The organism is Roseivirga spongicola, assembly GCF_001592965.1.
Taxonomy (GTDB): Bacteria; Bacteroidota; Bacteroidia; order Cytophagales; family Cyclobacteriaceae; genus Roseivirga; species Roseivirga spongicola.
This window is the reverse complement of record NZ_LRPC01000023.1, coordinates 49335-73991: the sequence shown is the minus strand read 5'-3', so window position 1 is coordinate 73991 and position 24657 is coordinate 49335. Positions and strand designations below refer to the sequence as shown.

The window sequence follows — 24657 nt, the reverse complement described above, 5'->3', positions numbered from 1 at the left end:
GATTTAAAGAAGTAAAAACATGAAACGAAGATTTTTATATTTATTGATTTCGTGCATGGTTTTGGCCAGCACGAGTTGCGATGATGAGTTTCTAGAAAGAACGCCTACAGATGCCATCGCGGCAAGTGATGCACTTGCAACCACTGCAAATATGAGACTTGTTATTAATGGACTTCACCGTTTATTATATGCTCAGTCTCAGGTTATTCTACCTGGAGGTTCTTCAACCTTCTCTGGAGAGCATTATTGGATTACATCTGACGATGCTATGGTAGGTAATGTAATTCACTCTGCCCCTGCAAATGGATGGTTAAGAGATGAGCTACAATGGAATGCACATAGCTTACCAACTGATCCTATCAACTTCCATAGATGGTATCAGAGATATCACATAGTTGCTAGTGCCAGTGCTATCATTAATAAAGTAGAAGAAGATGCTATTCCTGTAGATGATGAATTAGCAGATATTTTAGGTCAGGCTTATGCTTACCGTGCTTATGCTTATTATGACCTAATTACGCACTTCGCTAGAGGTTATTTAATCGGTAATCCAGCTTCAGATCCTGGTGTTCCGTTGCAAACGGGTACTGAGCCTCCTTACACTAGTGGCCCTAGAGCTACAGTGCAAGAGATTTATGACCAAATGAGAGCTGATATCAATGAGTCTATCAGCTTCTTTGAGCAGGCATCTGCCAGATGTACAGGTACTCCCGACTGTAAGTCTAACCTGAATATTAATGTTGCTCATGGACTTAAAGCTAGAATTGCACTTTCTAGTGGAGACTGGGCTACTGCAGCTGCTTCTGCTGTTGAGGCAAGACAAGGTTACCCTCTAATGTCAGAATCTGAGTGGAAGTCTGGTTTCAATACCAACTCTCTTCCAGAAGTAATTTGGGGTAGTAATGTAATTAGTACTGAAACCGTATTCTTCAGATCTTACTTCTACCTAATGTCTAACACCTTTAATGGTAGCCAGAACAGAGGTAATCCTAAGCTTTTCAATGCTGAAATGTATAATCAGATTCCAGATACTGATTACCGTAGAGATGTAGTTCTGCCTTTGGCTCCTAACACAAACCCTTCAGCTAACAATGATCAAGGTGGAAGCGCAGACGTAGATCCTAACTATGATGATCAGGCTAGATTTGAGTTTGTTGCTGATTCAATCAGAACAGTTTACGGTACAGATGGTTTGGGTCATAATCTTCACCCTTACATGCACTACAAAATGAAGAATAAGAACCCTGGAACTATTGATCCAGATGATATCATTCTTATGCGTTCTGCTGAAATGTACCTGATCGAAGCTGAAGCTGAAGCTATGCAAGGCAACATCCCTGCAGCTCAAAACGCCCTTCAGGAACTAGTTGGTTCTAGAAACTCTGCTTATAATGCTGCTCTATTCGCTACGCAGGCTGACTTGATGGATGAAATCAAGCTTCAGTGGTATGTGGAGTTATTTGGAGAAGGATTCGGTTATGAAAACCACATCAGATGGGATCAGCCATTAGACTTAACAAACTCTGGTGCTGACCCAACTTACTATGGTGACGGCTTTATGCAAGCTGCACCTTCAGTAAATGATGATTGGATTTGGAAGATTCCTCAAGCAGAAATCGATGCTAATCCAAACCTAACGGAGAACAATCAGAACTAAGAGCCACTTAGTTTAGGACCAAGGTCCGCTTAATACAGACAAAAAGGTCTCGCCCACTTGGAGCGAGACCTTTTTCGTTTACTAGATTTTCGTAAACTAACTCCAAGAGCAAACCACCCGTTCTTGGATCATAGGAGTGGCACATTAGAGTTACTGTAGGTCATACAATTTTATGAAAAGCCACTCTGCTTCCATATAATCGATTACCTTTGCATTGTTTTTAATCAGTCTAAATAAGAACTGCATTGATAGCAGCCATCTACGATCCACAATTCTTAACCCGCGAGGGTGCAAAAAAACTATTAGAGCAACATCAAGGTGTAGTGGCTACGCATGTATTCAATACAGAAATTAATTTGGAAGAGCAGATTAATAAAACCCAACCAGATTTTCTGATACTTGAGTACAAGGGTCAGCAAAGCATACAACCCGATACATTAGACAGAATAAAGAACAAGCTTCCTCAACTCAAAACATTGATAATAAGCGAAGATGACGACCCTATAGTTATCAGACAGTTCATCAATTCAGGAGTGGAAGGCTTTTTAACCAAGCGATGCTCAAATCAAGAAATTAAGACGGCTATTAGCTCCATAAGCGAAGGAGGTAAGTTCTACTGCGACAGAGTGATAAACATTATCACGAACAAAGACCTACCAAACCCTATGGAGTTATCTGACCGAGAAATGCAGGTAATCAGATACGTAGGGAAAGGACTTTCTTCAGAAGAAATTGCCTCAGAGCTCAATGTAAGTATCCATACGGTTAATTCTCACCGAAAGAACGTTCTAAAAAAACTTGGGCTTAAATCACCTACCGAACTTATTGTATATGCCTTAAAGCAAGGCTGGGTTTCTTTCTAGTTCAAGGCTTTAGTCGATTTAAACATACATCAATGACCTACTAGAAATAGCTACGCTCATTCACTAGTATTAGCCATTGTGATTAGCATGCCGGATGATGTACTTCACACAATTCCAAAAAAACAAGCCTGTGTGTAAAACTGAACCCGTTAACCTAGTAGAAGAACACTTCATTCACATCTCTATGTGTAAATGCTGCAAGCGCATTGGACTACATTACACCAATCTATTATGCAGCTTTCGGATTTTAGGATTCAAAAGCTTTGCCTCATCCATAATCAGAACCAATTTCAATTATAACGCGGTTTACTTCCCAGATCAGACAAACCGCATCATCATTAGCACTTGCCATCAGGATATTCAGTTCTGCTTTACAGAGCCTGAGTTCTATGATTTCCAACATGCCATGAACGAAGCATTACTTATGCTAGAAGTGCACATAGCTATCCAAGAGCCATAAGCCACACAAACTCTGAGTGTTGCTTAATGGTAGTATTCCGAACTGACCTCACTACTACTAGGGAGACTCTTTCACTAATACTAGTTATTGTTCGGCAAACCATTCTAGGCTTACATTTGCACTGTTTAGAATTAATCTAAATAAGAAAAGTAAATGAAGAAACTATTGGCCCTCGTTTTCTTAGCAACACTAACGGCTATACCTGCCATGGCTCAGTACTCTATTCAAGGCAAGGTTGTAGATAAAGGCGGCACCCCTATCGCCTTCACCACTATTCAATTGCTACAGACTAGTAAAGCCGTTAGCTCAAATGAAGCCGGTCAGTTTAGCATCAATAATGTAAGCCAAGGTTTCTATGCGCTGAAAGTATCTTTCGTAGGCTTTAAATCCATTACCCAACAGCTGACCGTAGCAAACGAAAACGTGGACTTAGGTACGATAGTCCTTTCAGAAGCCATCACTAATCTAGACCAAATGGTGGTTACCGCATCTAGATTGGAGCAAACCATCGCAGATGTTTCTATTCCTATTCAGGTGATAGATCAGAAACAGATTGAGCGAAGCAGCAACATCAGGCTCAACGAAATTTTAATGGAGCAAACTGGGCTAATGATCAACTCAGATCATGGTGCTGGTATTCAAATTCAAGGTCTTAATTCCGAATATATTCTGATTCTTGTTGATGGAGAGCCACTAATAGGAAGAACAGCTGGCACCTTAGACCTCACGCGAATAACTGTCAATAACATAGATAGAATTGAAGTGGTTAAAGGCCCCTCCTCTTCCCTCTATGGCAGTGAAGCGATGGGCGGAGTGATTAACATTATCACCAAAAATCCACGAAATGGTTTGGGAACTAGCCTTTCGGGAAGGCAAAGAAGGTTCAACACAACAGACTTAAATGCTACGTTAGAATATGCTAACGATAAAGTTCAGGTAAGCACCTTCTTTAACCGTTTAAGTTCCGGTGGTTACGACTTGAACGATAACACCCTTAGCCAAACTGTGGCTTCATATACCGCTAGCACTGCCCAGGCAAAGTTGAAATATAAACTTACTGACAACTTAGATTTATCTATTTCTGGGCGATACTATAACGAGCCTCAAGAAGATCAGACAACGGTTACAATTAGTAATGGAAGCGCAAGCTCAGATGTTGTTCACGACTATAATGCTCAACAAACCGACTGGAACATTCTCCCTAAGCTAGAATGGAGAATTGGAGAGAATTCACTGGTAACGCTCAGACAATACATTAGCAATTACCGAACTGAGACGCGCATCACCAGAGCATCAGACAACAACCTTTACAGCCTCGATATATTTGAACAGAAGTTCAGCAGAACGGAAGGCCAAGGAGACCTATTTATTAACGAAAACAGCACGATCACTTTTGGTGCAGGGTATATTTGGGAAGGTGTAAACTCCACTAGGTACGTAGATAGTTCATTCACATCGGCTTATGCATTTGCCCAATATTTATGGGAACCAACAGCCAAACTAGACATAACCACAGGCTTGAGATATGACGATCACGTGGCTTATGGCAACAACCTGAGCCCAAAACTAGCTGTGGGCTACAAGCTAAATGAAAAACTAAAAGTTCGAGCCTCGATTGGAGGAGGCTTCAAGGCGCCAGACTTCAGACAACTATTGCTAGACTTCTCAAATCCAACGGTTGGCTACAGCGTAATGGGTACTTCTGTAGTTCAAGATGGTATTGAAAGACTAATATCTGCTGGAGAAACCTTCCGAACAGACCCTCAAGAAAACCCTAATGCCATAAACAATGCGAGGGCAAACGCAGCGGTTGCAGCAGAAGGTTTGAGTGCTGAAAGATCGCTTTCAATCAACCTAGGTGCTAACTATCAGCTTACAGAAAAAATTCTTATCCAAGGAAACTTATTTAGAAACTATATTTCAAACCTTATCGATACTTGGGCTGTGGCACAAAAAGACAATGGTCAGTTTGTTTTTAGCTACCGCAATGTGGAAGATATTGTAACACAAGGTGCTGAGGTAGAAGCCACCGTTCAACTCAATTCTAACCTGAACATATCTGCTGGCTACCAGTACTTAGACACATACGATCAAAATGTAATTGACCAAATAAAGGAAGGAACCCTGGCCTATAGACCTTTGGGTGAAATTGTATCTCGAAGGGTGACCAGAGCCGATTATGGCGGGCTATTCGGTAGATCTCGACACTCCGGAAACTTTAAAGTAACCTATACCTACTCTCCCCTAGGCTTGACAATTTATTTCAGAAGCATCTACAGAGGAAGATGGGGCTTTGCCGATCGTGATGGCAATCAGGTGTTGGTTGGAGACTATGAGTATGCTGAGGGATACTTTCAACATAACCTCTCTATCCAGAAAGCTTTTGGTAAACACTGGACTGCAGATCTAGGTGCCAACAATCTGTTCAACACCACCAATGAATTTGAACCTACACTGGCAGGAACCATGTGGTTTGCAGGCCTAAAATTCAACCTACATAAAGACTAAGAATACCCTAAAACGAATAATTAAATAGTAAAAAGATGAGAAAAACGTATCTATTAACCCTAGCAGTGATGATGCTCGCAGTAGTTGCCTGTAGCGAAGATGATCCTCAGCCAGTAGCGCTTGAAGTGAAGTCAGAATCTAACTTTGAAGCCCCTGGAGATATCTATGACTACACCACTCAACCGCCAACTTTAGTACAGGAGAATGATTACCAATACTATGACTTCTCTACAAACAGCGAAGTAAGTGCTACGGGCGACTGGGATGTTGCAATTAAAGGCACCACCATCATCACCAATGGAGGGATAAATGGTGACGGAGGAGTTCAGGCCACAACGGTAGCGGCCATCTTCGATGAACTAGATGAAGTTCCAGCTAGCGCCACTTTTGCTGCGGATGCTGAAGCAGCTTTAGCCATTAACAAGAATACAGATTTTGCTAATAGATGGTACTCTTATGCTAATGGTATAATTAGTCCAGTTCCAGGAAGAGTTGTACTGATAAAAGATACAGAAGGCAATTATGTTAAGCTCGAGATTCAGTGCTACTATAGAGATTGCCCTACCGAGCCAACTGCTGGTTCTGACAATGGAATTTACACCTTCAGATATGTGTACCAACCAGATGGTTCAATGCAGTTCGACTTTACAGGAAACTAGTCTAAGCTCAAAGCGGCATGCTTAATAAGTGGGGATTAGAAATTACTGGAACAAGCGAAGAGTTTTAAGACAATGCCCCACTTGTTTGATTGTACGTTTCTAGTACATAGTGCGAATCGTTAAGGCCGCCCTCGGGTGGCCTTTTCATTTGTTGAGTCAAAGATCTTTTGTCTACCTCCTACCTCACAGCTCAACCGCCAAGAATAGCTCAACTTACCAGATGTACCCACCATAGCCCATAACCTGAATGTGAATAAGGAATATTACACATGAAACAGATCATAACCACTAGTACTAGTGATTGCATTACAAGCACTTAGCCAATACATTTGCTATGATTTAGAACTAATCTAAATAGGAACAAAAAACCTATCGTCACTGTGAATAGACTAAAAATATACTTAACCATTTTAATGCTCTCGCTTGCCTGTACAGCTCAAGCTCAGAGAATTATTACTGCCGGAAGCTCGTCTACTGAAATTGTCTGTGAACTCGGTCTTTGTGACAAAATTATAGCAACGGACAGAACTAGCCTTTACCCTCCGCAAATGCAGTCACTACCCTCCATAGGTTACAGAACTAGCATAACTGCTGAAGGCATCATCTCCCTAGAACCAGATGTTATGATCTTAGAGAAGGACTACGTGAACGATGTAGTGCTGAACCAGCTTAAAAATGCTGGGCAAAAAGTATTGGTTGTTGAAAACAACAGCAACCTAGAAGACACGAAGCTCAGAATCAGACAGATTGCTGCAGCCTTGAACAAAAAGCCTGAAGGTGAGACCTTAATTCAGAAGATGGAGACGGAACTAACTTCTTTGGCTAAGAAGGTAGCTCAAGCAAATAATACTCCCAAGGTACTTTGTGTCTATGCAAGAGGTGCTGGAAACCTCCAAGTTGCGGGTAACGACACAGGTTTTATGATCATTGAGATGGCCGGTACACAAAATGCCGTTCCAGAAATAAGTGGTTATAAACCACTCAATGCAGAGGCTCTTATTAATGCCAACCCCGATTACTTACTCTTCATGGCATCTGGCTTGGAAAGCCTTGGAGGCATAAACGGTGTACTAAAAATACCTGGAGTGGCGCAAACTACAGCAGGCAAGAAAATGCAAATTATTGCTATTGATGGCGTAAAACTCACCAACTGGGGACCAAGATTAGCCGAAGCAGCATTAGAAATCTTCGAGAAAACGCATTGAACTCATCAATTACCATATCGAAACTGAAATCTCAAAAGCTTACCGCGGGCTTCCTTACTACAGCCATGGCGCTATTCTTATTAGCCCTGTTCTTATTCTCCTTAACCATTGGTGCGGTAGAACTCAGCGTGAGCGAAATATCATCTATTCTTTTAGATAGACTAGGCTTTACCAACCAAAACTTCACGGCTGTTCAGTCTGTGGTTTTAATGGATATAAGATTGCCACGGCTCATTTTCACCATATTAATAGGTACTGCCTTGGGTGTTTCAGGCGCTGCACTACAAGGTATATTCAGAAATCCATTGGTAGAACCAGGAATAATTGGCGTTTCTAGCGGAGCGGCATTAGGAGCCTTTGTGGTAATTCTCGGACTTACTTCCTTCATCGGAGAAATACCCGACTCTCTGAAGGTTTGGCTGCTTCCTCCATTTGCCTTTCTAGGTGGAGTATTGGCCACTTTTATGACACTCAGGTTAGGCAACTATCAGGGTAAAGTACGAGTAACCATACTTATTTTGGCTGGAGTAGCCATTTCCACACTGGCCAATGCCATCATCGGTTTAGGCATTTACTATGCTGACGATCAGCAATTAAGAACCTTTACCTTTTGGACTTTAGGCGACCTAAGTGCGGGCACCTGGCAGAAGATTGGCATCATTACAATCCCCATTATCGCTTCAACCTTGATACTTACCAGAATGGCCAAATCTCTGAACGCTATTGCCTTGGGTGAATCAGAGGCCTTCCACAGCGGAGTGAATGTTGAAAAAGTGAAGCGCACCATCGTATTCCTTTCAGCGCTCTGCGTGGGCGTGGCGGTTTCCTTCTCTGGAATAATCGGCTTTGTTGGACTCGTAATTCCGCATATTATCAGAATGGCATTCTCTTCCGATCATAGGATTGTGATTCCTCTTTCTGCATTGGGTGGAGCAGCCTTACTTATTCTAGCCGATTTATTCGCCAGAACTGTGGTTGCACCTTCTGAATTGCCCATTGGCGTAGTAACTGCAGCATTAGGAACGCCATTCTTCATTTACCTACTCACCGTTGCTAAAAGAAAAAATCTAATCTGATGCTACAAGCCAACAACATATCATATCAAATTGGAAGTAAGAGTATACTTCGAAATTGCACTATAAAACTAAAGCCAAGGACATTCACCGCCATTGTTGGGCCTAATGGAGCGGGCAAAAGCACACTTCTAAAAGCAATTACCAACGAGGTGAAATTGCGCAATGGATCTATTACGGTAAATGGTCATTCATCTTCTGCACTAGATAGCAAAGCACTATCTCGAATTCGTGCAGTTATGCCTCAACACACCAGCATCAACTTCCCGTTTAGCATAGAGCAAATCATAGAAATTGGACGCTTCCCTCATCATACATCGCCCGTAGAAAATGTGGAGATCATTGAAAAGGTCATTGAAAAAACAAGGCTTCAATCCTACAAAGGTCGAACTTATCAGACCCTTTCTGGTGGAGAGAAACAAAGGGTACAACTCGCCAGAATTATGGCTCAGGTTTGGGACAAAAGTCCTCACCCAAAGTACTTGCTACTAGATGAACCCACATCTGATCTAGATATTCTACATCAACATGCCTTGCTGGGAACTGCCCGTGAATTAATGAGCGATAACTTGGGCGTTTTAGCTGTTCTTCACGACCTGAACTTAGCCGCCCAGTATGCTGATTATTTAGTTTTTATGAAAAATGGGGAAATAGTTAAGCAGGGTGAAACCCGAGAAGTATTTACAAAAGAAAATATAGAAACTACATTTAACCATCCGGTTCAAATGCTAGAAGATCCAACAACGGGTCAAACCATTGTGGTTTCCATTCCAAACCACATGCATTTAGAACCACAAAAAGAAATACGATATGCCTGAAGCATTAACTACAGCCGCAGCTACTTTAAAAGAACGCTGGGAGCAATTCAAGGAAGAAAATCCGAGAGTAAGAATTAGAGAAGCTGCTAATCAGCTAGGAGTAAGCGAAGCCGAGCTATTAGCAACTGGACTTGGAGATGATGTAATCAGACTTGAAGGAGACTGGACCGAACTACTCAAGAGCTTTAAGGAGCTAGGCAATGTGATGAGTCTCACTCGCAATGAAGCCTGTGTATTAGAGCACAAAGGTGCATTTGAAAAAGTTAGCACTTTTGGCAGAGGCAACCATCATATAGGTACCGTCCTTGGCCCAATTGAAACCCGTGTGTTCTTTCAGAACTGGGCATTCGCCTTTGCCAGTGTCATCAGAAAAGGTTCACGCGTTCTACCCAACATTCAGATTTTCGATAAAGCGGGCACAGCTATCACTAAAGTATACGTACAGGAAGATGGCGACCTAGAAGCTTATGAGCAGATAGTTGAGAAATTCACCTCAGCGAATCAATCTCCCAATCTGGAGATTAGCCCAATCGATAAAGTTGTGTATGCCGAAGGTATTGATCAGGAAGCCTTTTTAGCCGACTGGGCAGCCTTGGAAGACACCCATGACTTCTTCCCGATGCTCAGAAAGCACAAAGCCCAGAGAGAGCATGCGGTACAATTAGCAGAAGGCAAATTCACCAGAAAGATTGCCAACACGGCAGTGAATACCATTTTGGAGAAAGCATCTAAGAGCCAATTGCCAATCATGATCTTTGCCGGAAACCATGGCAACCTGCAGATTCATCAAGATGTGGTAAAGAAGATTGTACCGATAGAGAGAGAGGAAACTAGGTGGATCAACGTGATGGACCAGAAGTTCAACTTACACTTACGTACAGATCTTATCGCTAATAGCTATGCTGTGGAGAAGCCATCAAAAGACGGTATTGTGACCTCAGTAGAGTTATTTGATGAAAATAGAGAAATGATCGCTCAGTTCTTCGGTTTGAGAAAACCAGGCCAAACTGAATTGACAGACTGGAAAGAACTAGTAGCCGAACTCAATTAAAACAACAGATTTTTTCAACTCAGGGGTGCTGGGGTCATAGATTCCTTCACCCTACTTTTACCCTATTAATCTGGCTTTTTGGAATGACCTGACCAGTTTCTCACCTAGTTGAAGCGTCTCGCTTCGACTTAACACTAGGGTCTTAGCGAGACGCTAAAGACCAGAGAGAATTGCCAAATCCAAGGACTAAACAAAAGCCACGGTAACAGTCATGTTGAGGCCCCGAAGTATCGGGGGAAACATCTTATCCGCGACCAAAGACTAGACTTACTATTCGTCAGACCGACTCGAAGCGGTCGGACGAATCTCTCAGCTAGTGGAAGCAGTCAGACGAAATTACAGCCTAAGCTGAACGGTAAAGTAATAGCTCCTTGGGTCGGAAGGAATTATTCCCGGACCAGGGTATCCTGTTGCTCTTCGAGTAAAATACTTTTCATTCAATAAGTTGTTCACCCCAGTTTCCAGCTTCCACTTTCCTAACCTATAGGATAACGAAAAGTCCATAATGCTGTAAGCCGGAATTTTACCAATAAGTCCATTTCTAGCATCTCCAACCTCGGGTACTTCTGAGTTTTCAGCATCGGTAAATTGCTCTGACAGATAAGTAAATTGCAGGCTAGACATCAGGTTTCTCCAACCAAACTTGAGCCCCGTCTTTAGGTTAATGGCGGGAATAAACTCTACTTCCCTACCCTCCACATTATTTTCATCAGAATTCAAATACTCAGAAGTAGTAAAAGCGGTGTTGACGAAAAAGCTAGACTGAATAGCTCTATCTGACCAATTCGCAGTTTTAGCAATATCCCATTCCGAAAAAGCTTCGGCTCCTAAAATCAAAGCCTTGCCAATGTTCGTTCTTACTCGGTTGGCTCTATCATCTAGAATAATGCCTATTCTATCGTTATAAACCATGGTGAATCCGCCCACATCATAAGACAGCACACCATTCCATGCACCTCTGGCTCCAAAATCTGCGGTAAAGCCCTTTTCATCCTGAATATCTGGGTCGATAATGAAACTCGGATTCACCGTTCTAATATCGCTGAAAGTCACAGACCTGTAGTTCTGAGAGACATTGGCGTAAACCTCAAAGTCTTCCGACTGATCATAGCTAAAGCCAAGGCCAAAGAGAAAAAACGACCTTTCAAGTTCTCTGTTATCAGTCAGCTGTTGGTTGGAAATTGGATTGCCAGCATTATCGAAAACCACATTATTGTAGACTCCTGCACTCTCTGTTTTAATGTATTCAAACCTAAAGCCCGGAGTCAAAGAAATTTCATCATTCAAGTAGAAAATGTTCTCGCCAAACACTGAAGCATTGAGGTTCGGAAAATCAAAGTCCGACTGATTGGGGTATTCGGGATATTGGTCAATTGCCAGACTGAAATCAGCACCTGTACCATTACTTCCAGGCCCTTGTAGAGATGAGTTCTCAGCCTTATAGAACTTCGAACCAATTAAAAACACTGACTGATGTCCTCCTAAATTATACCTGGTCAACAATCTAGTTTCGGCACCCCAGTTGTTAAAATCACCTTTTATCAAATCTCTTGGATTGACAAAAGAGCCATCACTAGCCTGCTCATCAATATCGGTTATAGGGTTGGAATTCAAGTTAGACACGCTGCCTCTAAAACCTACGGCATTTCTGGCAGCATTTAGGCCGAATAAATTGAGGCTCCAATCCGTTCGGTCACTAAACTCATGTTCTAACTTTAAGCTGAATAAATTCCAATCTACACTAAACCAGTTTCTTGTACGGTTGCTGAAAGTTGGGTCGGTATTAAACTGAGCATCAGTTAGTCCTCCAGCTTGTTGAGCCAAATAATTTAGATAGGTATACTCTAAACTCAGTTGAGTTTTACTGGAAAGTTCATAGCCCAAATGAGCGTAGAAATTCTTCGATTCAAATTCGGAATTAGGTAGAAAACCATCTCCCTGTTTATAATTAAAGTAAGTGTAATAGCTCCATCGGTCTTTGGTTCCGCTTAAACTATTGAAAGAGGTGAACAGCCCGAAAGACCCCAAGGTTTGTCGGCTTACCCACTCCAGAGGCTTATCAGGATTAGGCTTCTTCATTTTAAAATTGATGAGTCCACCAAATTGAGTTCCGTATTGCAAAGAAGCCGCCCCTCTAATCACCTGAATTTCCTCCAAAGCCTCTGCTGGAGGCGTATAATAACTTTCAGGATATCCGAGCACATCGGCACTAATATCATATCCATTTTGACGCGTGTTGAAATTAGAAGTCCGGTTAGGATCTAGTCCTCTACCTCCAATACTCAGCTGCAAACCTGCCGCTTCACTATCGTAAATATTTAGCCCTACCACTTGAGCATAAACCTGCCTAGCATTGTTGGAGGCAAGATTCCCCACCATACCATTCAACAAAACCACCTCAGATTTCTTACCCGCATAAATGGCCGTTCCCTCTACAGGTCGCAGGCGACTAATGTTAAATACCTCTTCCCTCTCCTGAACTATTTCTACTTCCGATAGGTCGTTGGAAATTTCCTTCATACCAAAGTCTAGGGTAAGATCACCATCGACAACCACTAGGGTATCATTCACAGCGTAACCAAAAGCAAAGGCAACAATAGGGTAAGTACCTGCGGAGTCCACCGTCATTTGGTAGCGCCCATTTGCATCAACCCTGCTGATTTCCGTAGTCAGCTTATTATAGACTTCCGCTCGGTCTATGACTTCACCAGTATTGGCGTCCGTTACTTTTCCTGTAATTCTTATTTGAGCAAAAGCACAGTTAGCCAATGTAGCTAGCAGCACTAAACTAAAGACCTTTAATCTCATCGTTAAATGGAAGTATCCAGTATTTATGTTTAAATGATTCTTTCTGAAGTGTGAGGTCTATTTCCGGATTGATGTATGGTTGGCTTCTGCGCCCATTGAGCGCCACATAACTTTCAACATACACTCCTATATTTTTATGCCCCTGACTTTCAAAGTGCTCCTTCAGATAATGAGCATATTCCAGAATAAAATCGGGCTGAAAAGACATTTGCTTCTCCTGAAATGAGGTAAGAAAATCAGTGTTATCGACATAGAATCGCTCCCCTGTCGATTTATTCACTACTTTGAAGTTCGCATAGCCAGCCTTTTCCATCAGCATTACACGCCATGAAAACCGGAAACCCTCTTCGGTCCAAAACAATTCTCCAGGGTAGAGGTAATGCCTGAAAGGCATCAGCAATTGCAGAGCGAAAAAACCGACAATCAACTTTCTCTTGAAGCCTCTGCTGTCCCAAGTTTTTTGGTTCAAACTATTTCCATTCCCGAAGTGGTTGAATGGTATTTTAGCCCACCTTGAAACGATCGACAATATTCTCTGATGAATCGAAGCATCGAAGAATATTAACGAACTCACAATCATTATATAAGGGAACATGCCGATTGGAAACAGCACCCGTGTAAGCACGTGAAAGACAACCACCAGAACAAAGGCGAAGGGTCTGGTTTTTCTGTAAAGCAGTAGAAAAGGAATGGCCAAATCATAAGCTGCACCAGCCCATGAAAAACCGTAATGAACCCATTCTTGCTGTAGTAAATCGCCCAACAATGGAAGGTCATACCTGCCTGGCAGCCATATTTTTAGTGGCATGGCATTAATAAGCCAATCTGAATTGAGCTTTGCCAGACCAGCATAGAAATAAACTATCCCTAGAAGTAGCTTTATGCTATCAATTGTCCATCTGGGGATCAATTGATGACGGACTTCGCTGCGCTTAAAAGCATCATAAGAAAAGTAACTATTGGCTGGCAGAAACATCATCAGAAAACTAAGCAGGCTGATGAAATAGTAGTGATTTAGGTAAGTGGTTTTGTCCATCAGCTCTATGTAAGTAAAGCTGATAAAGAAGCTGATTATTGCCCATTTATAGCGATAGCCGAAGGCCACTGCCAATGCAGAAAGTGCACAAATCACAAACAGACCGTAGGTCCATAAGCCAAGCGGTTTCACCCATTCGAAACCATAGTAGGAGAAGAAGAATTTAGGTTGAATGTATAGCTTGTCGATCCATCCATTCGCCCAAAACCTGACGATACTGAAGAACATCATCAACCCAAAGAAAATACGAAAGACTGCCAATGGGGCAGCCTCTGTATTTTGATTAAAATATGTCTTCAGTCCAGACCTCATCAGTCACCGTCTGCATCTACATAATCGATGCGTATGTTCAATTTTTGAAACATATCTACCTTCATCAGAATCACATTTTTCTGTAACTCATCATATGCCTGAAGCATTTTAGAATTATCACTTTCCACTTGAAAGTAGAAGTTATCATTGAGCTGAGATACCGCGCTTTTTGCAGCTTCAAACTGATTGATGATCGCTACACTCAAATCTTCTGTGCTGTTTAGTTCGCTCAAATACCTTAAGTACTGCTCTAAGCTCTCGCCAGTTGACTCCGATTCAAAGTGTTTTCCTTTGAAGAAGTTAATGGTGGCATTCAGTGAAGCATTGAATAAGCCTTTCGAGTATTCTTTGCTGTAAAGCCCTTCAACTCTGTCGCTCAAAGGAGTACTAGAAAATACACCTGACGGAATTCCAATTTTTCCAGCCCTTAAGCTTTTCTCATAGTAGAACAAGAAGTCATTGACCAACTTGTTTACTGAACTACTGGCAGTAGAGCCACTATTCGACACAAATGTGTCTCTATAGCTGCCTTTCCACTCACTCAATACTTGGCTTGATAGAGTCTCTATTCTATCTACTAAGCTACTCAGGTAAGTTGAATAACTGTCAGAACTTAGCTTAACCAAAATCTCCGCATCTGTATCGGCCGTACCAAATAAGAGGTAGTCTAACGCAGGAAATCCCTGAGCATCTATAGTGCTGGGTAAAGTGAGATTATAGTCTCCAGAAGCTACAAAACTCTCTATTTCCGCAGCATCTGTAGGGTAAATGTTGGTGTAATTTCGGAGGCTAACCGATTCTGCTGGACCAATTTCAAACATTGAAACGCTTTGAAATGCAGTGTAAGCTTGAAGCCAGTTATTCCTAAGTTCTCCTAAGGTTGTAAGACTTGGCTGCGTAGTGAATGCATCGGTAGAAGCCTTCATATCTGCCACGGCAGAAGCATAGGCTTCATAAGAGGGTATGATAATGTTATCTGCCCAATTGACAAGCATAGCGCTTCTATCGAAGTTATCTGCCACTTCTGTAGGCTCTCCATCAGACGATGAGCAGGCCATGATCAGCGCAAAAGATAAAAACAGACTTACAATTTTCCTCATTACAACAAATTGGTTTGTTCAGAGATTTTGTTCGGCAATTAGTTACCTGCCTCAGCTACAGTAAAGTCGAACTTAGCGGCTATACTGGCCGAAATAGCGTCTAAAGTGGTAGCGTCCACATCCCAGAATCCATTGGTTGAACCGTACAGGTCATCGATCATTTGATCAACTTCTTCACGGCTAAAGAAGCTATCTCCAGCAATCGGGTTATGCGTAAAACGTAAGCTGTAAATGAAGCCAAAGCCTTCAGATAAATCGTGGAAGGCAGTACCATATTGCTGGTTCTCCAAGGCTATTTTTCCTTGTTGCAGATAGTAAACTGCTCTAATAGCTATTATCTCAGAAAGTTTTTGCTTGATGATGTCAGCTTGTGCATCTCTCACTTCATATTGTTGAGCAACAATTGCAGCCCTGCCTAATATCAAAGCGTCAAATACTTCTTGGGCTACACCTGCGAAATCAGCATCGCCTTCTACCCTTCCTAGGTATTTATTAAGGTAGCTATCTGAGCTACCAAGTTCTGTCAAAGGACTTGCTGTGTTGGCCGCATTACCGAAAAGGTAACCATAAGCCTCATCCCACTTATGTTCCATAGTGGTATAGTTTTTTCCGTCTGCCAAAACACCAGCATTATTATCTTCTTTGTTAGAAGCGGCATCTAGCACAGCTGTACTCAAGTAGTTATTCACCAACTGATCTAGCATAAGGCCACCGATCAAAGATTTGGTGAAGGCTTGGTTGTACTCCAAACCCTTAGCATTTACGTATCTGGTAGAGGTTCCATCGGCCAATTGACCTGCATTACCAGCAGTAGCCAGTTGGTTTCTATTTGGGTAAATCTCATTGATTTGACCTGCAATCCAGCTTTCGAACTGAGCCTTAATTTGAGACGACTCTGTGGTATTTGCAGCAAATAGATCTTGAGAAGCGGCTACTTTACTTTTGATGCTTTTGGTAGCGCTATTCAAGTCGGCATCTTCAAAAGGACTGACATCTCCGCCTTGTCCATCATCATTCCTAAACATTTCTAGCAAAAGCGCCTCTGTTGTATTGTCAAAATCCAAAAAGGCCGAATTCAATTCTTCTGCCATTTTTATTCTAGTTGTCTGTCCCGAGAAAGAAACTGTGCTTTGTGAGTTTCTCTCGAAGGAGTAACTCGAAGGAGCTTCAACTTCTGGTAAACCTTCATTATCATCACAAGAGAATAATGCTAAAACAAGGAGTAAAACAGCCAAGGGATAATTTCTGGTCATCTTTTGTTTTCTATTTTTATTTGGATTCATTTTAAACAGTGCGCAAAAGTATAACAGAGCACTCAGGCTAACAAGCATTAGGTTAACTTATTTTTAATCGATCTAAATAATAATAAAAATCAAAGGCCTATTCTAGATAACGGAAAAGTACCAGAAACAAGCAAGCTAGTCTATTGATTAGGTCTGCACTAGTTAAATAGCCTGGAGATTTAGGGATAGACTAGCAGGATGCTAAAGACTGGAAAGTTTTTTTGTAGTGCCCCAAACTTATTCGTCTGACCACTTTGAGTGGTCTGACGAATCCCCTCCTAGTTGAAGCGTCTCGCTTCAACTAAACACCAAGGCCTTGAACAAACACCTCGGTAACAGTCATGTTGAGGCCCCAAAGTATCGGGGGAAACATCTTATTACCCTTTGCTAAGCGCCTCTATTCAAGTATAAGATTCTTCGCTGCACTCAGAATGACATAGACGAGAGAGCATCTGGCAAAACAATCTAAGACAACTGCTATAATCCTTGTGACTACTAGTTGAAGCACCTCGACTCGACTAATCGCTGCGGACTTAGCGAGACACTAGAGACCAGCGTGCCTTCCACAAAAACCTCAATAACAGTCATGCTCAGATGCGAGCGATCAAATCCTTTTCCGACTTCTATTTAATAAATGTCCTAGCTCCATTCGTTTATCAGCAAACTAGTACTAACTGAAACACCAAATCCCACTTGTACTGAAACAATAATTGACACTAAAAATCATTTATGCTCATTTAATATTCGCATTTGTTATTTTTTGTTCATTATTTTGAATCACTTACTAGTATAGTATAGTTATGAATTACAATTTTATACAAGAAGCAATAGACAAAAGCGGGCAATCTATTACAAGCATTGCTGACAAAATTGGCATCAACAGAAACACACTATATAATTGGATAAAAGAAGGTGAAGACCTTAAGAAAAGTAAGCTTATCAGAATAGGCCAAGCAATTAATCATGACTTTACAGATGTAAAAAGAACCATTTACAATAAAAATGAAAATGAATTGATGATGTTGGACGAAGCTGAATTATTACAAAAGGTTCAAGCCCTGAGTGAGCAAATCCAACTATTAGAAAGTAAAGTGACACGTCTTGAGGTAGACATAATTAGGCTTAAAATGTATAAATAAATTAGGCAGTGGGTGGTGTACAAGTACATATACGCCAAGATTTGCAATTAAGTAAATTGAGATTTGCTGAACTACTCCATAAATAGCTCCAGCCACAATCACCCACTGCATCTAATTTGATATTATTAACCTAAAGAACCTTTCAATAAATATGTCTAGCCGATTTGAAAGACACATCAAAGAGGTAATCAGACCTACTGCTTACTGATTAATTCCTTTATAATCTTAGTCATTCCCTTCTCTGCTTTGAAGGCTGCTGCAAGAATATTGGCTATTTCAGCTTTCTCGAGGTTATCTGGATCGCAGAGATCTGTGATGGCTGACACCGCAAACACTGGCAAGTCCATATGCCGAGCCACAATCACTTCTGGAATGGTAGACATGCCTACTGCATCGCCACCAATTCTACCAATGAATCTGTACTCAGCTCTGGTTTCTAGGTTCGGACCGCTTACTCCGGCATACACTCCTTCGTGACAACGGATGTTATTAGCTTTGGCAATCTCTAGTGCTTCATCGATCATCTTACGCTCATAAGGCTCGCTCATGTCAGGGAAACGCCCGCCAAACTCATCAAGGTTTTTGCCTGTCAACGGGTTCTCTTTGGTTAGATCTATATGGTCTTCAATAATCATCAGATCGGCCACTTGATAATTCAGGTTGACTCCCCCAGCAGCGTTTGAAATAAAGAGCTTCTCGATGCCCAGTAACTTCATAACTCGTACAGGGAAAGTAACTTCCTTCATAGTATAACCTTCATAGTAATGAAATCGGCCTTGCATTGCCACTACCTTCTTTCCAAAAAGTTCTCCAAAAATGAGCTTACCATGATGGCTCTCTACCGTAGACACCGGAAAATGAGGAATCTCGTCATAGCCAATTTCAGAAGTGACATTAATTTCATCGACCAAGGCACCAAGCCCTGTGCCCAGAATAATTCCAAACTGAGGCACTACGTCAGTTTTAGATTGAATGAACTGAACTGATTCTTGAACTTTCTCTGTATAAGTCATGCCGTGAATTTAGTAGCTTATTTTTTATCAAGTAAGCTGAAAAACGACAAATAATCAGATTTCAATATCGATGATCCTTTGCCTCTAAAAGCCAACTCTGGCCGAATGAATGATGGAAGATTTACTAGTTAGCCTGAACTTTTTAGCTCAATTTAATTTTACCAATAAATACAAACAGATTTAGAGCCACCGAAACTCGGTCAATTAACTGAATGCCTTTAAGTTTGTAGCATAAGAAAAAGCATGATTAGTATAGTAGTTGGAACCAATAGAAAGAATTCAATGAGCACCAAAATCGCTCATTACTATAAATCGATTTTAGATACCAAAACCGACAGTGCCTGTCAAATAGTAGATTTGGTAGACTTACCCGAAGATTTCTTGTGTAATGCGTTATATGAAAACAACGGCAACAACGAGTCATTCAATGCTATTCGAGAAAAGGTTCAGGCTTCGGAAAAGATTGTTTTTATAGTTCCTGAATACAACGGTTCTTTCCCGGGTGTGCTAAAGGCTTTTTTAGATGGGTTGAAATACCCTGAAGGGGTTAGAGATAAAAAAGGAGCCTTAATTGGGGTTTCTTCTGGCGTACAAGGTAGTGTAATGGCCATGTCTCACTTAACCGACATACTTAACTACCTAGGTATGAATATTCTTGCTTTAAAACCTAAGCTTGCAGGCATTGAGCAACATTGGGACGGAGAGAAAATTACCCAGCCGTTGTACAACACTCTCCTACATCAACAAGCAGAAAAATTGGTGGCGTTTTAAAAAAGGAGACTGCCCCAAAAGCTAATCGTTATTCTCAACTACAGCCCGTTAAAGTCAAAAAAAGACTCTAAAGACCTATAGGGATTCCCAGTCGAGCTGGGAAAGACGAAAATAGCAGCACTTGAGGCAGTCTCATTCAATGAGAAGGCAAGTAGTTTATTGGTTATTTATATAAACTAACCTTGCCAATCTGTCCAATTCTTTCTCATCTACATACTTGCCGATTTCTTTGTAGAACCTATCCATATTATCGTAAGGTCTATACTCAAGAAATTCATGCACCATTTTATCGCTTAAGCCTGGTAGCGCCTTTATATCATCTTCAGAAGCAGAGTTTAGCTCAACTGGTACAAATACGTAGCTTTCGTACCTCTTCACTTCCGCATCGTCTACATACTTGCCAATCTCTCTTCTAAATTGTGCAATAGAAGTATATGGTCTGTATTCTTCGAACTCATGAGCCATTTTATCTCCAACACCTGGAATCATCTTGAAATCTCCTTCAGCAGTTGTATTCAAGTTAAAAGGAACAAAAATGCTTTTGTAAAGCTCTTCTTTGTTCATGTCTGCCGGCACTAGAGCATCAAAGTCATTCATGGTAATGAATGGACGATTTTCCATAACCTGCTGAATCATATCTGCTGTTAAACCAATCTGAGTGAGTTCTTCTTCACTAGCCAAATTAGCATTCAACACTACACTTGGAGCTACTTTTGATTCTGACTCTGTACTAACAGCATCGGTAGACTCTTCATTGCTTTTAGTATTACCACATGACACTAGACCAATTAGGGCTAAGGCCAAGAATAGAATGGAAATTTTATTTTGTTTCATTCTCGTTATTTATGCTTGATAAGTAAATAAATCCTAATAGTGTAAAGACCAACATGCTCATTGGAGCTAAGGCTGGCAGGGCTCCTGAAAAGCTAGCCCAAAACAAGTCTCCCCCAGAGTCATTTGGCCTCATCTCTTTTTCAAACTGGAAATTTGAGTCTAAATGAAAATAAACTCCGAGGACTCCAGCTACAGCACAAATACACAACACAACTCTGAAAATCTTTCTAATAGCTATAGTGTTATTGAGGAGTAGAATAATAAAAAGAAAGAGAGCCGACCCTATTGATATTATTGGTATCAGTTGGTTTGTGCCTTCATAATGCTCAATGAGAATTAACTCAAGCAAAGCTCCGACAGACGCCAGTACGATGCTAGTTACCACCAGAGAAATGGTCTTCGATTGATGATTTGAATTGAGCTTCTTTTCCAACGGTCACAAAAGTAGAAAAGGATTATTCTCACAGAAAATTATTTAGAACATTTCTAAATAATTTTCAGCTCGCACTCGTCTAGTAGCTTTTTCGATTCAGACAATGACCAGTTTTTATCAGCACTAAAAGAAGTAAGGCTTCTAGCCTTTAAGGACTGGAAGCCTTAAAGAAAAATTCTATCAACTAAAAAAGACAGCCCATGGCAGTAGGCTGTCTTTGTTCACATGTCTCAACTTTAACCGTTGATCAAGCTAAAAAAATGGATATCCTTAATCGACATTGTCATGAAGGAATTTATTGTCCCCCATAATCTCATCGTCATCATTTAGGTTATATCTTGAAATATTTCTCTCAGAAGATGGAGAGTTTTCACTCAAACGCACTTGTCTTCTTTGGTAAGCAGGAACTTCTAGTTTCTCCTTAAAATCATCGTTATTCATACCATAATTAGAAGAACCTCTGAGCCTTTCTTCTCTCAAACGTGCCTGCTCTTGAAGCTTCTGACGTTTCATTTCTAAGAAGTTCTTATTCCTGTCTTCATAGAAATCATTATCTAAAGACCTGCTTCTCTCTTCAGCCTCATCTTCTCTATCAGCATTAGATGAGTACTCTTCAATCTCATACTTTCTGGCCAACTTGGCTAAGAATGAATAGCCTGCTGGTAATTCGTTTTCATCCTCATCTTCTTGCGTATTCACTTCTGGACGAGACTCTTCTTTAGGCGTTTCTTTTGGAGCCTCGAAAAGAGTAGTCTGAGACTGTGGCTGTGGAGTGGTAAAGTTGTTTTCAGGCCTCATGTCGATCTCTCGATTACTCTCGAGATCAATCACCTTTTTTGTTGCCTCACTCGGACGTGTTTTCAACTCTGGAGATTCGAACCCCGTAGCGATTACAGTTACACTGATGTTCTGACCGTGGTTAGCATCGATACCATGCCCGAAGATCACCTCAGCATCATCACCAGCTTTCTCCTGAATGTATTCCGTAATATCGGTTAGTTCATCCATTTGCAACTCTGCTTCTTCTCCAGAAATAATGGAAAGAAGAATCTTGGTTGCTCCGTTAATATCTTTGTTGTTCAGTAACGGAGAAGAAATGGCCATCTCGGCTGCGCGAAGTGCTCTGCCCTCACCATCGGCAGTTGCTGAGCCCATTACTGCTGCTCCAGCTCCTTTCATTACCGTCTGAACATCCATAAAGTCCACATTCACATAACCAGGCACCGTGATTATTTCGGCAATACCTTTTGCTGCAGTGGTTAAGATGTTATCTGCTTCACCAAAGGCTTTACTAATCGGAAGATTACCGTGCACCTCTCTCAATTTATCATTGAGGATAACGAGCACCGTATCGCAATTCTCCTTGAGCTCCGCGATTCCTTGATTTGCAGCATTTGTCTTTTTCTTTCCTTCAAAACTGAAAGGAGCAGTTACAATACCTACTGTAAGCAAATCCATATCTCTCGCAATTTTAGCAATGATAGGAGCCGCACCAGTACCAGTACCTCCACCCATTCCGGCTGTTATGAATACCATTTTGGTATCGTCAGAAAGCATGGTTCTAATCTCTTCCTTACTTTCTATTGCTGCGTTTTTACCAATTTCAGGATTAGCACCCGCACCGAGTCCTTCGGTAAGGCCCATTCCCAATTGCAGTCGGTTAGGAACCGGACTACTTTTTAAAGCCTGCGCATCTGTATTGCACACTACGAATTCCACATCTTTAATCCCTTGATTATACATGTGGTTTACTGCGTTGCTTCCGCCACCGCCAACACCAATCACTTTAATGATTGATTTGTGGTGCTTTGGAAGTTCAAACATATATGAATCTGCCATGTCGTTATGTTTTGAGCTGGGAGCCAGAAGCTTGAAGCTTGAAGCTCACAGCAGTTATTTTAATCTTTTTCTAAATCCTACTATCATGTTCAAGAGGTTGAAACACCTGTCATAATTGACTGTAAATTCATCCTCAGTTAAATAACTCCTGTTCCTTGCTTTATAAAGACAAGTCACAACCTCTGCAATCGATCTTACAGAGTAACCTAAAAACCTACTGAACTCAGCGTCTGATTGACCAATCGATCCCTCTGAAATATTCAGAGCAACTGAATCTATCGCTCTTGTAATCTGACTAGAGAGATTGAACTTTTCCCGATCAGGGAACTTATAAGAAAGAGTATTAATCTCCTCACCTAAGTCCATCGCTTCTATCCAAATTTTCATTCGCTCAAACCTAAAGCTCATTTTGTGTGTGATCTAATTTCAAGTTTATAAGGAAGCCATTTGCTTCCCGCCTCATGCTCCTAGCTTCGTGCTAGTACTCTCCTTTATCATGGAAATCATCCATCAAAAGGCCTTTGGTTTTGTCTATCAGTTTGCTGAAAAACTCAGCTCCTTTTTTCTGTCCTTTGAACTCTTTTTTAACTCCCATGCCTGAAGCTTTAGTTTCGTTATAGCGATTTTCGCGCTCATCTAAAGCTCTAAAGCCTGAAAGGACCAAACCTACCGTTGTAGCATACATTGGACTTTTAATAGCTTCAATTTTAGATTTGCCCAAGTGTTCGTTAGGGTAGCCTATTCTCGCATCCATTCCTGTCATGTATTCGAACAGTTGCTGCACATAAGCCAGCATAGAACCACCACCGGTAATTACAATACCTCCGGCTAACTTATTGGCATAGCCTGAAGTAATGATTTCAGCATGTACCAACTCAATAATTTCCTCCATTCTAGCCTCAATTATGTGGGCCAGATTACGGATAGAAATCTCTTTTGGCGGTCTGTTTCTCAAGCCTGGGATAGACACAATCTCGTTTGGATTGGCCTCTTCGGCAATAGCTTTACCAAATTTGGTTTTCAACAATTCCGCCTGATTCTGCATCACCTTAAGGCCTTCCTTGATGTCGGTAGTTATTATGTTTCCACCGAAAGGAATTACCGCAGTATGACGAATAATATTATCGTGGAAAATAGCGATGTCAGTAGTACCACCACCAATATCCACAAGGCAAACACCAGCCTCTTTTTCTTCATCACTTAGTACCGAAAGGCTAGATGCCAATGGTTCTAAAATGAGATGTTCTATTTCTAAGCCACCACGCTTAACACACTTATTTATATTTCTAATAGCGTTAGTCTGAGCAGTAATTACATGGAAATCTGCCTCTAACTTAACACCAGACATACCTACAGGATCTTTAATGCCATCTTCATAGTCTACAATGTAGTCTTGTGGCATTACGTGAATAATTTCACAGCCCGGAGGCATTACTATTTTATGAATATCGTTGGTTAGCCTGCTAATATCTTCAACGGTAATCTCATCATCTACCCTATCTCTGGTAATGCTTCCGTGGTGTACTGAGCTCTTAATGTGCTGCCCAGCAATACCTACGTTCACCACATTAATTTCAATACCAGATTGCTCACCGGCCTCTGCAATGGCCTTTTCTATGGCAATGATGGTTTTGTCGATGTTGGTTACTATTCCACGGATTACCCCGTCTGAAACAGCTTTTCCCATTCCCAAGACTTCGAGCTTCCCGTACTCATTCTTGGTACCGACAATGGCACAAATCTTTGTTGTCCCTATGTCTAGTCCTACTACTATTTTATTGTGTTGCATGGCGTT

Annotated in this window: 20 protein-coding genes; 11 read left to right on the top strand and 9 right to left on the bottom strand. The window is 41.3% G+C overall.

What is annotated here, in order from left to right; all coding sequences use genetic code 11:
* The first annotated feature begins 19 nt into the window (after window positions 1-19).
* The 9 genes from AWW68_RS11300 to AWW68_RS11260 all read left to right on the top strand — a co-directional run bounded on the left by AWW68_RS11300 (window position 20) and on the right by AWW68_RS11260 (window position 10294).
* Window positions 20-1657 carry a RagB/SusD family nutrient uptake outer membrane protein gene (locus tag AWW68_RS11300; protein ID WP_068221046.1) on the top strand — a complete coding sequence of 546 codons (1638 nt, stop codon included), beginning with the start codon at window positions 20-22 and terminating at the stop codon, window positions 1655-1657.
* A 245-nt stretch (window positions 1658-1902) separates the two neighbouring features.
* Complete coding sequence (locus AWW68_RS11295; protein ID WP_068221043.1) at window positions 1903-2520, top strand: response regulator transcription factor; 618 nt, start codon at window positions 1903-1905, stop codon at window positions 2518-2520.
* Between the two features lie 130 nt (window positions 2521-2650).
* A complete protein-coding gene (locus AWW68_RS11290; RefSeq protein WP_157717622.1) occupies window positions 2651-2980 on the top strand; it encodes a DUF6686 family protein in 330 nt (109 codons plus the stop codon).
* 153 nt (window positions 2981-3133) lie between these two features.
* Window positions 3134-5488 carry a TonB-dependent receptor gene (locus tag AWW68_RS11285; protein WP_068221035.1) on the top strand — a complete coding sequence of 785 codons (2355 nt, stop codon included), beginning with the start codon at window positions 3134-3136 and terminating at the stop codon, window positions 5486-5488.
* A gap of 35 nt (window positions 5489-5523) precedes the next feature.
* The gene (locus AWW68_RS11280; RefSeq protein WP_084375667.1) at window positions 5524-6147 is read left to right on the top strand and encodes an HmuY family protein; all 624 of its coding nucleotides are present in this window, start codon (window positions 5524-5526) and stop codon (window positions 6145-6147) included.
* A 380-nt stretch (window positions 6148-6527) separates the two neighbouring features.
* Window positions 6528-7352, top strand: coding sequence for a heme/hemin ABC transporter substrate-binding protein (locus AWW68_RS11275; protein WP_157717621.1), 825 nt, complete (start codon window positions 6528-6530; stop codon window positions 7350-7352).
* On the top strand, window positions 7349-8428 hold the full coding sequence (locus AWW68_RS11270) for a FecCD family ABC transporter permease (RefSeq protein ID WP_068221028.1): 1080 nt from the start codon (window positions 7349-7351) through the stop codon (window positions 8426-8428). The genes AWW68_RS11275 and AWW68_RS11270 overlap by 4 nt, the downstream gene beginning before the upstream one ends.
* Entirely contained in the window at window positions 8428-9243 is an 816-nt protein-coding gene (locus AWW68_RS11265) for a heme ABC transporter ATP-binding protein (protein WP_068221026.1), read from the top strand. Before AWW68_RS11270 ends, AWW68_RS11265 begins: the two co-directional genes overlap by 1 nt.
* A complete protein-coding gene (locus AWW68_RS11260; protein WP_068221023.1) occupies window positions 9236-10294 on the top strand; it encodes a hemin-degrading factor in 1059 nt (352 codons plus the stop codon). The genes AWW68_RS11265 and AWW68_RS11260 overlap by 8 nt, the downstream gene beginning before the upstream one ends.
* Before the next feature lie 336 nt (window positions 10295-10630).
* Here the strand turns inward: AWW68_RS11260 and AWW68_RS11255 are convergent, their stop codons facing one another.
* The 4 genes from AWW68_RS11255 to AWW68_RS11240 are packed head-to-tail and all read right to left on the bottom strand — an operon-like array spanning window position 10631 to window position 16803.
* Window positions 10631-13102 carry a TonB-dependent receptor domain-containing protein gene (locus AWW68_RS11255; protein ID WP_068221020.1) on the bottom strand — a complete coding sequence of 824 codons (2472 nt, stop codon included), beginning with the start codon at window positions 13100-13102 and terminating at the stop codon, window positions 10631-10633.
* Window positions 13083-14450: an HTTM domain-containing protein gene (locus tag AWW68_RS11250; protein WP_068221017.1), complete on the bottom strand. Its 1368-nt coding sequence runs from the start codon at window positions 14448-14450 to the stop codon at window positions 13083-13085. The genes AWW68_RS11255 and AWW68_RS11250 overlap by 20 nt, the downstream gene beginning before the upstream one ends.
* Window positions 14450-15550: an imelysin family protein gene (locus AWW68_RS11245; RefSeq protein WP_068221014.1), complete on the bottom strand. Its 1101-nt coding sequence runs from the start codon at window positions 15548-15550 to the stop codon at window positions 14450-14452. Before AWW68_RS11245 ends, AWW68_RS11250 begins: the two co-directional genes overlap by 1 nt.
* Window positions 15551-15588: 38 nt before the next feature.
* Window positions 15589-16803 carry a DUF4856 domain-containing protein gene (locus AWW68_RS11240; protein ID WP_068221383.1) on the bottom strand — a complete coding sequence of 405 codons (1215 nt, stop codon included), beginning with the start codon at window positions 16801-16803 and terminating at the stop codon, window positions 15589-15591.
* Between the two features lie 830 nt (window positions 16804-17633).
* Here AWW68_RS11240 and AWW68_RS11235 point away from each other — a divergent pair.
* Complete coding sequence (locus AWW68_RS11235) at window positions 17634-17972, top strand: helix-turn-helix domain-containing protein (RefSeq protein WP_068221011.1); 339 nt, start codon at window positions 17634-17636, stop codon at window positions 17970-17972.
* A 194-nt stretch (window positions 17973-18166) separates the two neighbouring features.
* Here the strand turns inward: AWW68_RS11235 and AWW68_RS11230 are convergent, their stop codons facing one another.
* Window positions 18167-18985 carry a purine-nucleoside phosphorylase gene (locus AWW68_RS11230; RefSeq protein ID WP_068221008.1) on the bottom strand — a complete coding sequence of 273 codons (819 nt, stop codon included), beginning with the start codon at window positions 18983-18985 and terminating at the stop codon, window positions 18167-18169.
* A 243-nt stretch (window positions 18986-19228) separates the two neighbouring features.
* Here AWW68_RS11230 and AWW68_RS11225 point away from each other — a divergent pair, with 243 nt between their 5' ends.
* Window positions 19229-19756: an NADPH-dependent FMN reductase gene (locus AWW68_RS11225; RefSeq protein WP_068221006.1), complete on the top strand. Its 528-nt coding sequence runs from the start codon at window positions 19229-19231 to the stop codon at window positions 19754-19756.
* Between the two features lie 156 nt (window positions 19757-19912).
* Here the strand turns inward: AWW68_RS11225 and AWW68_RS11220 are convergent, their stop codons facing one another.
* From AWW68_RS11220 to ftsA, 4 genes are all read right to left on the bottom strand, one after another.
* The gene (locus tag AWW68_RS11220; RefSeq protein ID WP_068221005.1) at window positions 19913-20590 is read right to left on the bottom strand and encodes a helix-hairpin-helix domain-containing protein; all 678 of its coding nucleotides are present in this window, start codon (window positions 20588-20590) and stop codon (window positions 19913-19915) included.
* 703 nt (window positions 20591-21293) lie between these two features.
* Complete coding sequence (gene ftsZ, locus AWW68_RS11210) at window positions 21294-22862, bottom strand: cell division protein FtsZ (protein ID WP_068221001.1); 1569 nt, start codon at window positions 22860-22862, stop codon at window positions 21294-21296.
* Window positions 22863-22916: 54 nt separating this feature from the next.
* Window positions 22917-23249 carry a four helix bundle protein gene (locus AWW68_RS11205; protein ID WP_245660231.1) on the bottom strand — a complete coding sequence of 111 codons (333 nt, stop codon included), beginning with the start codon at window positions 23247-23249 and terminating at the stop codon, window positions 22917-22919.
* Window positions 23250-23340: 91 nt separating this feature from the next.
* A complete protein-coding gene (gene ftsA / locus AWW68_RS11200) occupies window positions 23341-24651 on the bottom strand; it encodes a cell division protein FtsA (protein WP_068220994.1) in 1311 nt (436 codons plus the stop codon).
* Window positions 24652-24657: the final 6 nt, after the last annotated feature.

Excerpts from the sequence above, each read along its gene's own strand:
- AWW68_RS11280 (WP_084375667.1), top strand. The coding sequence starts at position 5,524 with ATGAGAAAAACGTATCTATTAACCCTAGCAGTGATGATGCTCGCAGTA.
- AWW68_RS11235 (WP_068221011.1), top strand. The coding sequence starts at position 17,634 with ATGAATTACAATTTTATACAAGAAGCAATAGACAAAAGCGGGCAATCT.
- AWW68_RS11230 (WP_068221008.1), bottom strand. The coding sequence starts at position 18,985 with ATGACTTATACAGAGAAAGTTCAAGAATCAGTTCAGTTCATTCAATCT.
- ftsZ (WP_068221001.1), bottom strand. The coding sequence starts at position 22,862 with ATGGCAGATTCATATATGTTTGAACTTCCAAAGCACCACAAATCAATC.
- AWW68_RS11225 (WP_068221006.1), top strand. The coding sequence starts at position 19,229 with ATGATTAGTATAGTAGTTGGAACCAATAGAAAGAATTCAATGAGCACC.
- AWW68_RS11255 (WP_068221020.1), bottom strand. The coding sequence starts at position 13,102 with ATGAGATTAAAGGTCTTTAGTTTAGTGCTGCTAGCTACATTGGCTAAC.
- AWW68_RS11300 (WP_068221046.1), top strand. The coding sequence starts at position 20 with ATGAAACGAAGATTTTTATATTTATTGATTTCGTGCATGGTTTTGGCC.
- AWW68_RS11205 (WP_245660231.1), bottom strand. The coding sequence starts at position 23,249 with ATGAAAATTTGGATAGAAGCGATGGACTTAGGTGAGGAGATTAATACT.
- AWW68_RS11265 (WP_068221026.1), top strand. The coding sequence starts at position 8,428 with ATGCTACAAGCCAACAACATATCATATCAAATTGGAAGTAAGAGTATA.
- AWW68_RS11220 (WP_068221005.1), bottom strand. The coding sequence starts at position 20,590 with ATGAAACAAAATAAAATTTCCATTCTATTCTTGGCCTTAGCCCTAATT.
- ftsA (WP_068220994.1), bottom strand. The coding sequence starts at position 24,651 with ATGCAACACAATAAAATAGTAGTAGGACTAGACATAGGGACAACAAAG.
- AWW68_RS11240 (WP_068221383.1), bottom strand. The coding sequence starts at position 16,803 with ATGACCAGAAATTATCCCTTGGCTGTTTTACTCCTTGTTTTAGCATTA.
- AWW68_RS11285 (WP_068221035.1), top strand. The coding sequence starts at position 3,134 with ATGAAGAAACTATTGGCCCTCGTTTTCTTAGCAACACTAACGGCTATA.
- AWW68_RS11245 (WP_068221014.1), bottom strand. The coding sequence starts at position 15,550 with ATGAGGAAAATTGTAAGTCTGTTTTTATCTTTTGCGCTGATCATGGCC.
- AWW68_RS11260 (WP_068221023.1), top strand. The coding sequence starts at position 9,236 with ATGCCTGAAGCATTAACTACAGCCGCAGCTACTTTAAAAGAACGCTGG.
- AWW68_RS11250 (WP_068221017.1), bottom strand. The coding sequence starts at position 14,450 with ATGAGGTCTGGACTGAAGACATATTTTAATCAAAATACAGAGGCTGCC.